The sequence below is a fragment of the Natronobacterium texcoconense genome (genome assembly GCF_900104065.1).
In the GTDB taxonomy this organism is placed as follows: domain Archaea; phylum Halobacteriota; class Halobacteria; order Halobacteriales; family Natrialbaceae; genus Natronobacterium; species Natronobacterium texcoconense.
The window spans coordinates 95866-106914 of the sequence record NZ_FNLC01000002.1; the positions used below are offsets into that span (position 1 = coordinate 95866).

General features: G+C 62.1%; 14 protein-coding genes. 13 read left to right on the top strand and 1 reads right to left on the bottom strand.

Features of this window, described 5'->3' with window-relative positions; genetic code table 11:
* From BLR35_RS07880 to secY, 9 genes are read left to right on the top strand one after another with little or no spacing between them, the layout of a single operon-like run.
* Positions 1 to 393 carry a 30S ribosomal protein S8 gene (locus BLR35_RS07880; protein WP_090380074.1) on the top strand — a complete coding sequence of 131 codons (393 nt, stop codon included), beginning with the start codon at positions 1 to 3 and terminating at the stop codon, positions 391 to 393.
* A 2-nt stretch (positions 394 to 395) separates the two neighbouring features.
* On the top strand, positions 396 to 929 hold the full coding sequence (locus BLR35_RS07885; RefSeq protein ID WP_090380076.1) for a 50S ribosomal protein L6: 534 nt from the start codon (positions 396 to 398) through the stop codon (positions 927 to 929).
* A 3-nt stretch (positions 930 to 932) separates the two neighbouring features.
* On the top strand, positions 933 to 1649 hold the full coding sequence (locus BLR35_RS07890) for a 50S ribosomal protein L32e (RefSeq protein ID WP_090380079.1): 717 nt from the start codon (positions 933 to 935) through the stop codon (positions 1647 to 1649).
* Positions 1642 to 2091: a 50S ribosomal protein L19e gene (locus tag BLR35_RS07895; RefSeq protein WP_090380082.1), complete on the top strand. Its 450-nt coding sequence runs from the start codon at positions 1642 to 1644 to the stop codon at positions 2089 to 2091. The genes BLR35_RS07890 and BLR35_RS07895 overlap by 8 nt, the downstream gene beginning before the upstream one ends.
* On the top strand, positions 2091 to 2639 hold the full coding sequence (locus BLR35_RS07900; protein ID WP_090380085.1) for a 50S ribosomal protein L18: 549 nt from the start codon (positions 2091 to 2093) through the stop codon (positions 2637 to 2639). The genes BLR35_RS07895 and BLR35_RS07900 overlap by 1 nt, the downstream gene beginning before the upstream one ends.
* Entirely contained in the window at positions 2636 to 3313 is a 678-nt protein-coding gene (locus BLR35_RS07905; protein WP_090380088.1) for a 30S ribosomal protein S5, read from the top strand. The genes BLR35_RS07900 and BLR35_RS07905 overlap by 4 nt, the downstream gene beginning before the upstream one ends.
* Entirely contained in the window at positions 3313 to 3780 is a 468-nt protein-coding gene (locus tag BLR35_RS07910; protein WP_090380093.1) for a 50S ribosomal protein L30, read from the top strand. The genes BLR35_RS07905 and BLR35_RS07910 overlap by 1 nt, the downstream gene beginning before the upstream one ends.
* A 2-nt stretch (positions 3781 to 3782) precedes the next feature.
* Complete coding sequence (locus BLR35_RS07915; protein WP_090380096.1) at positions 3783 to 4283, top strand: uL15m family ribosomal protein; 501 nt, start codon at positions 3783 to 3785, stop codon at positions 4281 to 4283.
* A gap of 3 nt (positions 4284 to 4286) precedes the next feature.
* Positions 4287 to 5783: a preprotein translocase subunit SecY gene (secY, locus tag BLR35_RS07920; RefSeq protein WP_090380099.1), complete on the top strand. Its 1497-nt coding sequence runs from the start codon at positions 4287 to 4289 to the stop codon at positions 5781 to 5783.
* Between the two features lie 182 nt (positions 5784 to 5965).
* Here secY and BLR35_RS07925 read toward each other — a convergent pair whose 3' ends face one another.
* Positions 5966 to 6592: an RAD55 family ATPase gene (locus BLR35_RS07925; protein WP_090380102.1), complete on the bottom strand. Its 627-nt coding sequence runs from the start codon at positions 6590 to 6592 to the stop codon at positions 5966 to 5968.
* A 143-nt stretch (positions 6593 to 6735) separates the two neighbouring features.
* Here BLR35_RS07925 and pyrB point away from each other — a divergent pair, with 143 nt between their 5' ends.
* The 4 genes from pyrB to BLR35_RS07945 all read left to right on the top strand — a co-directional run bounded on the left by pyrB (position 6736) and on the right by BLR35_RS07945 (position 10733).
* Positions 6736 to 7665 (top strand): aspartate carbamoyltransferase, encoded by a 930-nt coding sequence (gene pyrB / locus BLR35_RS07930; protein ID WP_090380104.1) that lies wholly within the window; start codon positions 6736 to 6738, stop codon positions 7663 to 7665.
* A complete protein-coding gene (gene pyrI, locus BLR35_RS07935; protein WP_090380107.1) occupies positions 7658 to 8122 on the top strand; it encodes an aspartate carbamoyltransferase regulatory subunit in 465 nt (154 codons plus the stop codon). Before pyrB ends, pyrI begins: the two co-directional genes overlap by 8 nt.
* Positions 8123 to 8477: 355 nt before the next feature.
* Positions 8478 to 9317 carry a hypothetical protein gene (locus BLR35_RS07940; RefSeq protein WP_090380110.1) on the top strand — a complete coding sequence of 280 codons (840 nt, stop codon included), beginning with the start codon at positions 8478 to 8480 and terminating at the stop codon, positions 9315 to 9317.
* Between the two features lie 309 nt (positions 9318 to 9626).
* Entirely contained in the window at positions 9627 to 10733 is a 1107-nt protein-coding gene (locus BLR35_RS07945; protein ID WP_090380112.1) for a hypothetical protein, read from the top strand.
* The last annotated feature ends 316 nt before the right edge of the window (positions 10734 to 11049 follow it).

Sequence of the window (11049 nt, forward strand, 5' to 3'; positions counted from 1 at the left end):
ATGACAGGAAACGATCCACTCAGCAACGCGCTCTCGGGCATCGACAACGCCGAGAGCGTCGGGAAACTGAGCCACGAGGTAACGCCCGCCTCCAACGAGATCGGCAGCGTACTCGAGGTCTTCTACGACCGCGGGTACATCGACGGCTTCGAGTTCGTCGACGACGGTAAAGCCGGTCAGTTCGAGGTCGAACTGAAAGGAGCGATCAACGAGTGTGGCCCCGTCAAGCCCCGCTACAGCGCCGGCGCCGACGAGTTCGAGAAGTGGGAGAAGCGATTCCTCCCCGCTCGAGACTTCGGTGCACTCGTCGTCACGACGAGTAACGGCGTCATGAGCCACTACGAGGCTCGTGAGGAGGGTATCGGGGGCCAGGTGATCGCATACGTCTACTAACCATGCGAGTCGAACTGGAAATCCCTGACAACGTAACCGTCGAGAAAGACCACCTCGACGTGACCGTCGACGGACCGGAAGGCACCGTTACCCGGCGCCTCTGGTACCCCGACGTGAGCGTCGACGTGGAAGACGACAGCGTGGTAATCGAAAGCGAGGCCGAGGACGCGAAAACGAACGCGACCGTCGGCACCTTCGAGAGCCACATCACCAACGCCTTCCACGGCGTGACCGAGGGCTGGGAGTACGAGATGGAAGTCTTCTACTCTCACTTCCCGATGCAGGTCCGCGTGGAAGACGGCGAGGTCGTCATCGAAAACTTCCTCGGCGAAAAGGCACCGCGACGTACGACTATCCACGGTGACACCGACGTCACCGTCGACGGCGAGGAACTCGTCCTCTCGGGCCCCAACAAGGAAGACGTCGGCCAGACGGCGGCCGACATCGAGCAGCTGACACGCGTCAGCGGCAAGGACACTCGCGTCTTCCAGGACGGGGTCTACATCACCGCGAAACCCGCCACGGGAGGTGTCTAATAGATGGCAGACGAAGACAACGAACCACAGGAACTCGAGGACATCAGCGGCGTCGGCGAGAGCAAGGCCGATGCCCTTCGAGAGGCCGGCTTCGAGTCCATCGAGGACGTCAAGGAAGCCGACCAGGACGACCTGGCCGAGGCCGACGGCGTCGGTAACGCGCTCGCGGCCCGTATCAAGGCCGACGTCGGCGACCTCGAGGTTTCCGAAGAGACCGAGGCAGAGATCGAAGACGAGGGCGTCGAAGAAGAAGAGCCCGAGGAAGACGTCGAGACGGAACTGCAGCCACGCGGACTGGTCGACAAGACCCCCGAACTCTCCGAGGAAGAGCAGCGACTGCTCGACCGTCGGAAGAGCGAGGGCAAGCCGCAGTTCAACCGTCAAGACTACCACATGAAAAAGCGGACGCCCGAATCCTGGCGTCGCCCACGCGGTCAGCTGTCGAAACAGCGCAAGGGCGTCAAAGGGAAGGGGCCGAAGGTTTCGGCTGGCTTCCGTACGCCCGAAGAAGTCCGGGGCAAACACCCGAGCGGCTTCGAAGAGGTCTACGTCGAGAACACGGACGACCTCGAGGGTGTCGACGGCGACCGCGAAGCGGTTCGCATCGCCTCCTCGGTCGGCGCGCGCAAGCGCGAACGTATCGAGGAACAGGCAGAGGAACAGGGCGTTCGCGTCCTGAACCCAACGTACGAAGAAGTCGAGGTGGAATCAGATGACTGATCTTTCCGCACAGAAGCGACTCGCAGCCGACGTTCTCGACGTCGGTAAGAACCGCGTCTGGCTCGACCCCGACGCCCAGGCCGACATCGCCGAGGCGATCACTCGCGACGAGATCCGCGAACTCGTCGAGGAGGGTCGGATTCAGGCCGAAGACGCCTCGGGCAACTCCCGCGGTCGTGCCCGCAAGCGCAACGAAAAACGCGCCTACGGCCACCAGAAAGGCCCGGGCAAGCGCAAGGGCAAGAAGGGCGCACGCCAGAACGAGAAAGAAGAGTGGCAGAACAAGATCCGCGCACAGCGACGGAAGCTGCGCGAACTCCGCGACGAGGGCAAAATCACGCCCACGCAGTACCGCGAGCTCTACAAGAAGGCTGGCGGTGGCGAGTTCCGTAGCGTCCGGTACCTGTTGAACTACATCGACGAAAACTACGGTGACCAATAATGGCGACAGGACCACGATACAACGTTCCGATGCGGCGTCGCCGCGAGGTCCGAACGGACTACCACCAGAGGTTGCGCCTGCTGAAGTCGGGTAAGCCCCGCCTCGTCGCTCGAAAGAGCAACAAGCACACTACGGCGCAGCTGATCGTTCCCGGACCACAGGGCGACGAGACGCTCGCGAGCGCACACTCGGGCGATCTCGAGGAGTACGGCTGGGAAGCACCCACGAGCAACATTTCGGCGGCGTACCTGACCGGCCTGCTGGCCGGCACGCGCGCCGTCGAGGAAGGACTCGAGGAGGCGGTGCTCGACATCGGCCTCAACACTGCGACGCCCGGCAACAAGGTGTTTGCAGTTCAGGAGGGCGCGATCGACGCCGGTCTCGAGATTCCCCACAACGACAGCGTGCTTGCAGACTGGTCGCGTACGCGTGGCGAGCACATCGCCGAGTACGCCGAACAGCTCGACGAGCCGCTGTACAGCGGTGAGTTCGACGCAACCGAACTCCCCGAACACTTCGACGAAGTACGAGAGGCGATCCTAGAATGAGCGCAAACGACTACAACGACGACGGCTGGCAGCCTGTCACCCGTCTCGGCCGGAAGGTCCAGGAGGGCGAAATCGACACGATGGAGGCCGCCCTCAACTCGGGCCTGCCGCTGAAAGAGCCCGAACTCGTCGACCAGCTCCTTCCCGGACTGGACGACGAGGTACTGGACATCAACATGGTCCAGCGGATGACCGACTCCGGACGACGCGTGAAGTTCCGCTGTGTCGTCGCCGTCGGCAACCGCGACGGCTACGTCGGCTACGCGGAAGGCCGAGACGATCAGGTCGGCTCTGCCATCCAGAAGGCGATCGGTATCGCGAAGCTGAACATGATCAAGGTGCCCCGCGGCTCCGGGTCGTGGGAGGACCGTTCGGACCGACCCCACTCGCTGACTCGTCGGACGACCGGCAAGGCCGGCTCCGTCGAAGTCGAGGTCATTCCTGCGCCGGAAGGTCTGGGACTCGCCGCGAGTGACACGGTCCACGCCGTCCTCGATCTCGCAGGCATCGAAAACGCCTGGACGAAGAGTCACGGCAACACCCGAACCACGGTCAACCTCGCGAAGGCGACGTTCAACGCACTCGAGAACGCCTCGCAGTCCCGACATCCGCCGGGACACCGCGATGCAGGGAGCGACCGTGACGAACCCGAAGAAACGGAGGTGGCCGAATAATGCGAGCAGTCGTGCAGGTTCGCGGTGAGGTAAACCGCCAGGAAGACGTCGAAGACACGCTGCAGATGCTGAACATCCACAGCGTCAACCACTGTGCGCTCGTCCCCGAAACCGACACCTACGAAGGGATGATCGCGAAGGTCAACGACTACGTCGCACACGGTGAACCGAGTGCGGACGTGGTCGCGACGCTGCTCGAGAAGCGTGCCGAACCCCTCGAGGGTAGCCAGTCGGACACCGACGAGGAGTGGCTGGCCGAAAACACTGAGTACGGCGACTTCGAGGAACTCGCCACGGCGCTGGTCGACGAGGAAACGACGCTTCGCGACGAGGGTCTCTCGCCGACGCTGCGGCTTCACCCACCACGTGGCGGTCACGATGGTATCAAGAAGCCAACAGCCGAGGGAGGCCAACTCGGAAAGCATACAACCGATGAGATTAACGACCTGCTAGAATCGATGCGATAACCATGACGAGTAAAAAACGACGCCAGCGCGGATCGCGTACGCACAGCGGTGGCTCCCACAAGAACCGACGGGGCGCGGGCCACCGCGGTGGGCGCGGACGTGCTGGACGTAGCAAACACGAGTTCCACAACTACGAACCGAAGGGCAAACACGGCTTCAAGCGACCGCAAGGGATCCGCGAAGACGTCGTGGAGATCGACGTGAAGAAGCTCGACGAGGACGCGATCCTCTACGTCGCAGAAGGCGACGCCGAAGAGATCGACGGCGGTGACGGCTACCGTCTCGACGCTCGAGACGTCGTCGAGGACGGCCACGAGGTCGACGTCGTCAAGGTCCTCGGTTCCGGACAGGTTCGAAACCAGCTCGAAGTCACGGCGGATGCCTTCTCCGACGCCGCTCGCGAGAAACTCGAGGATGCCGGCGGTGACGCCGTCCTCTCCGAGCGCGGCGAGGAGCGAGCAGCAGACGCCGAGGACGACGAACCCGAACAGAGCGAGGAGTAACGTATGGGATGGAAGGAAGCCGCCGAACCGGTTCTAACGCGCATTCCCGCAGTGAAACGTCCGGAAGGGCACGTTCCCTTCAAGCGGAAGCTGGCGTGGTCTGCGGGGATCGTTGTGTTGTACTTCTTCCTGACGAACATCACGCTTCTCGGCGTGGGTGAAGGTGCGACCGACCTCTTCGGCGAGTTCCGTGCGATCCTCGCCGGTGAGCACGGCTCGCTGTTGCAGGTCGGTATCGGACCGATCGTCACGGCAAGCATCGTCATGCAGTTGCTCGGTGGTGCGAACCTGCTCGGGCTCGACACCGACGACCCACGGGATCAGGTCCTCTACCAGGGTCTCCAGAAGCTGCTCGTCATCGTCATGACGGCGCTGACGGCGCTGCCGATGGTGTTCGCTGGCGGCTTCCTGCCAGTCCAACAGCAGCCGCTGTCCCTCGGTGGACTCGAGCTAGTCGGGACGCAGATCCAGCTGCTGATGTTCTTCCAGATCTTCCTGGGCGGCATCCTCATCCTCTACATGGACGAGGTCGTCAGTAAGTGGGGGATCGGCAGCGGGATCGGGCTGTTCATTATCGCCGGCGTGAGCCAGAAGCTCGTCACCGGGTTCATCTCTCCGTCGCCGGAGGGATTCTTCTACAGCTGGTACCAGATCATCTTCACCGACGAAGTTCTCGTCGGGTCGTTACTCACTGGTGACGGCCTGTACACGCTGATCATGGGTGAGGGTGATATCCTCGCGTTGTTCACGACGTTGCTGATCTTCGGCGTCGTCGTCTACGCCGAGTCCGTGCGAGTGGAGATCCCACTCAGTCACGCTCGAGTGAAGGGCGCGCGTGGTCGGTTCCCGGTGAAGCTCATCTACGCGAGCGTCCTGCCGATGATCCTCGTTCGTGCGCTGCAGGCGAACATTCAGTTCATCGGTACGATCCTGCACCGTGTCGGCGATGGTGGTGCCGGTGACCCGATCATCCTGTTCGGCATGGAGATGCCGTGGCTCGGCGTCTACGCCGACGGCCAGCCCGTGAGTGGGTTCTTCTACTACACGGCACCCATCTACAATCCCGAAGACTGGATGTGGTGGGCCGGTGAAGTCGCAGCCGAGACCTGGATGGTGCTGTTGCGCGTCACCGTCGACCTGACGTTCATGATCGTCGGTGGGGCTATCTTCGCCATCTTCTGGGTCGAGACGACGAACATGGGTCCAGCGGCGACCGCCCAACAGATCCAGAACTCCGGGATGCAGATTCCCGGCTTCCGACAGAACGTCGGCGTCATCGAGAAGGTCATGGAGCGGTACATCCCGCAGGTGACCGTCATCGGTGGCGCACTGGTCGGTCTGCTCGCGGTCATGGCGAACATGCTGGGCACCATCGGAGCCGTCACCGGGACGGGTCTGCTGCTCGCCGTCTCCATTACGTACAAGCTGTACGAGGAGATCGCCGAGGAGCAGATGATGGAGATGCATCCGATGATGCGCCAGATGTTCGGCAAAGAGTAGCCGACATCTCGCTTTCTCCGCTTTCTTCTGTCGTCTAGGTAGCGATAGCTCCCGTGAGCTGTAACTCCTGAATAAATTCTCGTACTGAACTGGTAGGACGAACGGAGGCTCGTATCGCCTGTGGTACCGATCTACCGGTCAAACACGGACAATCCTGCGGTTGCGGTGTCGAACAGTTCGTATCAGGCGATATCCCGACTCGTGTCGATCGCGACTTCCTCGATCAGTTCGAGTTTGATCGATTCGACCGGCTGGCCACCGCTTCGGAACTTCGGAATCGTGAGTCGATTCTCGAGTTCGGTACCCGCGACCTGGGTCTCGAGGTCGAAGACCGCGTCGGCAGCGTGGTAGGTTCGCGGTCGATTCGTCGGGACATCCTCACCTTTCAGACAGTGTAAGACCGCAATTCCGCCGGTCTCGTTCATCTTCTCCTTGAGGTCGTTGAGGAAGCCGATGTAGTCGTTCGTCTCGGCTCGCTCGAGGACGTTCATCGTATCGATGATAAGGTTCGCGCCATCGGGAAGTGCCTCGACGAATCTGGACGTCTCCTCGAGCGGCGAGTCGCTCGTCACGTGTCTCACGGTGGGGTTGCCGACGGCGGACGGGGAGTCCTCGAGAGCGTTTCGAACGAGGCCGTCGGAGCGTTCGGTCGTCAGGTAGAGGGTTCCGCGAGCAGCCGTCAGTTCGTACAGGATAAGCTCCGACTGGCTGGCTGGGTCGGCGGTGTACGCGACGATACACCCCGGGGGCAACCCGCCGTCGAGTTTCCGATCCAATACGTCGATCCCTGTTTCCAGCCGATCCACCATACGAGTATGATTTCTTGCTGTAGTGACTGCATAATTCTTTGCCTTCGATCCGGCAGTCGATCGCTCTCGAGTGTAACTGGATTGCGTTGCACTCAACTCCGAATGAGGGGATTGAAGGGGACCGCAAGCGCGTACACGAACGAATGCGCCACGATCACCTCATCACGAGCAAACAACTCTCGCGAGCGGACATCGAGACCGTTCTCGACCGTGCAGCCGAGATCGCAGCCGATCCCTCGGCCGTCGCCGACCGGTACTCGAACACGCTCCTCGGCCTGCTCTTTTTCGAACCGAGCACGAGAACGAAGATGAGTTTCGAGACTGCGATGAAACGTCTCGGCGGTGACGTCGTCGACATGGGCTCGGTCGAGTCCTCGAGCGTCAAGAAAGGGGAGACGCTCGCGGACACCGTCCGGGTTATCGAGGGGTACGCGGACGCGCTCGTCCTTCGCCACCCCAAACAGGGTGCGGCGACGATGGCAAGCGAGTTCGTCGACGTGCCGCTTTTGAACGCCGGTGACGGTGCAGGCCACCACCCGACCCAGACGCTGCTGGATCTGTACACGATCCGGGAGAACGCCGGCCTGGACGATCTGACGATCGGTATCATGGGCGACCTGAAGTACGGCCGAACGGTTCACTCGCTTGCCCACGCCCTGACGAACTTCGACGCTCACCAGCACTTCATCAGCCCAGAGAGCCTGCAACTGCCCCGCGAGGTCGTCTACGACCTCCACCAGGAACAGGAAGGGACCCAGATCCGCGAACACGACTCGCTCGAAGAGATCCTGCCGTCGCTGGACGTCCTCTACGTGACCCGGATCCAGCGCGAGCGGTTCCCCGACGAGAACGAGTACCAGAAGGTCGCGGGCGAGTACCAGATCGACGCGGAGACGCTCGAGAAGGCCGACGACGACCTGACGATCTTGCACCCGCTGCCGCGGGTTGACGAGATCGCACCGGAGATCGACGAGACGGAGTACGCGGCGTACTTCGAACAGGCGCACAACGGCGTCCCGGTCAGGATGGCGTTGCTCGATCTGCTTCTCGACGGAGGTGAGTCCGATGAGTAACGACCACGAACTGCGGGTCAGCAAGATCCGCGACGGCACCGTTATCGACCACGTCCGCGGTGGACAGGCACTGAACGTGCTCGCGATCCTCGGCATCGACGGCGGCGAAGGCGAAGAACTCTCGGTCGGGATGAACGTCCCCTCCGACAGGCTCGCACGAAAGGACATCGTCAAGGTCGAAGGTCGGGAACTGAGCCAGGACGAGGTCGACGTCCTCTCGCTGATCGCGCCCGACGCGACGATCAACATCGTTCGCGACTACGACGTGATCGAGAAACACCGCGTCGAGCGCCCCAGCGTCGTCGAGGGCGTTCTCTCGTGTCCGAACCCTGGCTGTATCACGACCGCCGGTGAGCCGGTCAGCTCCGAGTTCGAGGTGCTCGAGGACGGCGTTCGCTGTTCGTACTGTGGAACGATCGTTCGGGACGAAATCGCGTCGCTGATCGACGCCGACTGAGACGGGTTGCTGTCCCTATTCACCTCCGATCGCCGGTGATCGACGACAGCAGACCGTCTGAGAGAGTCGATTCCGACCCGGACCTGCGGAGGCCAACACTGGACTCCGTCCGGATTTCGAGACCGTTTTTTCAGCGTTGGAGAACCATCCAGAATACCTAAGTGTGTCTCGACCATTCATTCGTCTGTACATGTCACGTACTGTCAAAGTCCTGGTCGCCCTGTTCGTCGTCGTCGTTCTCTGGAAGGTCGTCTTCAGCAGTTCCGACGTCGACGTAGAGGAAATCGAGTACGAACCGGCAGAATAGGCACGCTCGTTCCGAACGGCTTAGGGCGGCGGCGCCGTATCTCGAGGTATGCACGGCGTCGTCACCCGCAACGCTGAGGAAGTTCGATGGCCCGAGTTCGACCGCGGATTCTACGAGGTCAAAGACGTTACCGGACGGTCCGCCGAGCCGATCGAGGACGGAGTGAACATGGTGTCGTGTTTCGGCGACAACGCCGCCGTCGACGCCGATCCGTCGCTCGCTCCCGTCGACGACATGGGTCGTCCTGCGACGCGGGACCGCAAGTACTTCGACTGGGCTTACGTCTGTCCGTCCCGACTGGACTACCGCGACGGACTGTTCGAGATCATCGACGACTGTGTCGCCGCAAACGAGGACGTCCGCCTCGACGACGTCGGGTTCCCACGGGCGGAATACTGTCGATGTGGCGTCTGTGAGAAACGATTCGAAGAAAGCGAGTACGACGACCGGTTCGCCTGGCGTGCGAACGTCATCACGGAGTTCGTCGCGGAAGCGGTCGACCACATCCCCGGTCGCGTCTACCTGACGCTCTATCCTGACCCCTACCCCGGTCACCTCTACGAACGCGCCGGGCTGGACCTCGAGGCCCTCGAGCAACACGTCGACGAGTTCGTCGTCCCGCTGTACGATACGGCCTACGAGACGACCTACTGGCTCGAGACGATCGCGAAGGGATTCGAGAGCGCACTCGAGACGCCGTTTAGCATCGAACTGTACGGAGTTAACGTCGACGTCGACAACTTGATTCACGCCCTCGAGGTCGCAGAGGAGTACGGTGAGCACGTTCTGTTCGGCTACGAGGCGTCCAACGCACGGGCAGCACTGCGGCGTCGAAAGGCCAACCAGCGCGACGGCGTCTCGCACGGTGAACCGGGTTCGAATTCCTGACGGTCGGACGGAAACGACTGTTTCGGCTCGAGGCGTCTTCGTAAACCAGTCTTACGGGATCGCTCGACGGCACTGTGTGGTATTACGTTCGGGTTCTTCGACTGGTCAGGTCGTCGCCTGTTGTCGGTTTTCCGCCTTGCATCGTTTCGGCGGGTTGCGGTCGCGCTTCCGTTCGGAACCGACGACGGCCTTTATCAGCGTCTCGGTCGGCAACGGTAACGATCGAGACTCGTATCGCCGGGGCCGACCGGTGGACCGACGACTGAGACGTTTTGGAGGGTGATCACGGGTCTCGAAACCTGCTAAACTATGAGAGACCAGCAATCAGGCTCCGATTCGACTGCGGAGATGCAACGGACGACGATCGACCAGAGCCAGGAGGCGATGGAGCAGTTGATCGATCTTCAGCGCAACATGGCTCGGATGACCCTGAGCGCGATGAAGTGGCAGGAGACGGCCCAGAAGCAGGGGATGGAGATGACGAGATCGATGATGGGGTCGTTCCCGGGACAGGAGTTCACGCAGTCGATGCTGGAGAACTACCTCCAGGGGATGCAGGCGGTCATGCCGGAGATGGAGCGAGCGATCGAGAAGGGAAGGCAGGCCGCACAGCCGGACCAGAGCATGGGTGGCATGGGCCAACAGATGAGGAGCGCCCCTCAGCAGATGAGCCAGATGGAACGCGGCCAGCAGATGGGTAGTGGGAGCCGGCAGATGGGGTCCCAGGACCACTCGAGTGGCGAACGGATGGAGCGAATGGAGTCCCAGGATCGTGGTCGAACCGGCAGGGAGTACGGAGCGACCCAGCAGTACCCACAGACCGGTGAGTGGGTCACACAGGGAACCTACGGCGGCGAGTCCACCGGACAGCGCCACCAGCAACGTGAAGAGGGCGGCGGGATCGAACAGCCACGAGCACGCGGCGAGAGTCGGCAGGGCGAAGAACGAACGCAGGATCGGTCGATGACCAGGCAGAGCCAGGGAGACAGTCGAATGGCGGGCCAAGAGCGAACTGGAAGTCCCCGGCACAGCCAGGAAGAGATGGAACGATCCCAGCACGACCAGCAGGGTAGTCGGCAGCAAGACCGGGGTCGACAGGAGCAACACGGGCAGGCGTTCGGCGAGACCACGGGGTCTCGAGGCCAGCGCTCCGAAGAGCAGGGCCGACGCGGACGAGAGGAGCGGTCGCACGAGCAGTCGTCACAGCGGATCGAGCCTACCGATCGCCGACGTGAGTCCGGCCGTCAGCGACGGTCGATCAGACAGGGGCAGGGAGCGCACACCGAATCCGACCAGGGCGAGTCGGAACGCGAAGGTGGCGAGATGGCCCAGAGCGATATGGAACTCTCGTCGGAACGAAGCGAAGACGACATCGATACAGAGTCGCCGCCCGACCGCGACCAGGGGCAGGAGTAAGAAAACAACTGTATCGTCCCCTCGAGGCGTCGACGTGATGGTGTATCTACGTACAGACGTCACCGGTCAGCGACCTCATACGGGCTGCTGTAACGATTTACCGGAGCGCCCGCAGGACGGCTCGCGGTCACGCCGGAAATGACTACAGCAGTCCGTCTCAAAGGGTGTCTTCGTCGTCGTCACCGATCAAGTCGTCATCGTCGTCGCTTCGCCGACCCTCGTCGTCACCGATTAGGTCGTCATCGTCGTCGCCGATCAGGTCGTCGTCATCGTCCATCATACCTTCGTCGTCGCCCCGCCGATCATCGCCACCGAT

Bases quoted from the DNA above. Each gene is read 5' to 3' on its own strand.
- BLR35_RS07880 (WP_090380074.1), top strand. From the start codon at position 1: ATGACAGGAAACGATCCACTCAGCAACGCGCTCTCGGGCATCGACAAC.
- BLR35_RS07885 (WP_090380076.1), top strand. From the start codon at position 396: ATGCGAGTCGAACTGGAAATCCCTGACAACGTAACCGTCGAGAAAGAC.
- BLR35_RS07890 (WP_090380079.1), top strand. From the start codon at position 933: ATGGCAGACGAAGACAACGAACCACAGGAACTCGAGGACATCAGCGGC.
- BLR35_RS07895 (WP_090380082.1), top strand. From the start codon at position 1,642: ATGACTGATCTTTCCGCACAGAAGCGACTCGCAGCCGACGTTCTCGAC.
- BLR35_RS07900 (WP_090380085.1), top strand. From the start codon at position 2,091: ATGGCGACAGGACCACGATACAACGTTCCGATGCGGCGTCGCCGCGAG.
- BLR35_RS07905 (WP_090380088.1), top strand. From the start codon at position 2,636: ATGAGCGCAAACGACTACAACGACGACGGCTGGCAGCCTGTCACCCGT.
- BLR35_RS07910 (WP_090380093.1), top strand. From the start codon at position 3,313: ATGCGAGCAGTCGTGCAGGTTCGCGGTGAGGTAAACCGCCAGGAAGAC.
- BLR35_RS07915 (WP_090380096.1), top strand. From the start codon at position 3,783: ATGACGAGTAAAAAACGACGCCAGCGCGGATCGCGTACGCACAGCGGT.
- secY (WP_090380099.1), top strand. From the start codon at position 4,287: ATGGGATGGAAGGAAGCCGCCGAACCGGTTCTAACGCGCATTCCCGCA.
- BLR35_RS07925 (WP_090380102.1), bottom strand. From the start codon at position 6,592: ATGGTGGATCGGCTGGAAACAGGGATCGACGTATTGGATCGGAAACTC.
- pyrB (WP_090380104.1), top strand. From the start codon at position 6,736: ATGCGCCACGATCACCTCATCACGAGCAAACAACTCTCGCGAGCGGAC.
- pyrI (WP_090380107.1), top strand. From the start codon at position 7,658: ATGAGTAACGACCACGAACTGCGGGTCAGCAAGATCCGCGACGGCACC.
- BLR35_RS07940 (WP_090380110.1), top strand. From the start codon at position 8,478: ATGCACGGCGTCGTCACCCGCAACGCTGAGGAAGTTCGATGGCCCGAG.
- BLR35_RS07945 (WP_090380112.1), top strand. From the start codon at position 9,627: ATGAGAGACCAGCAATCAGGCTCCGATTCGACTGCGGAGATGCAACGG.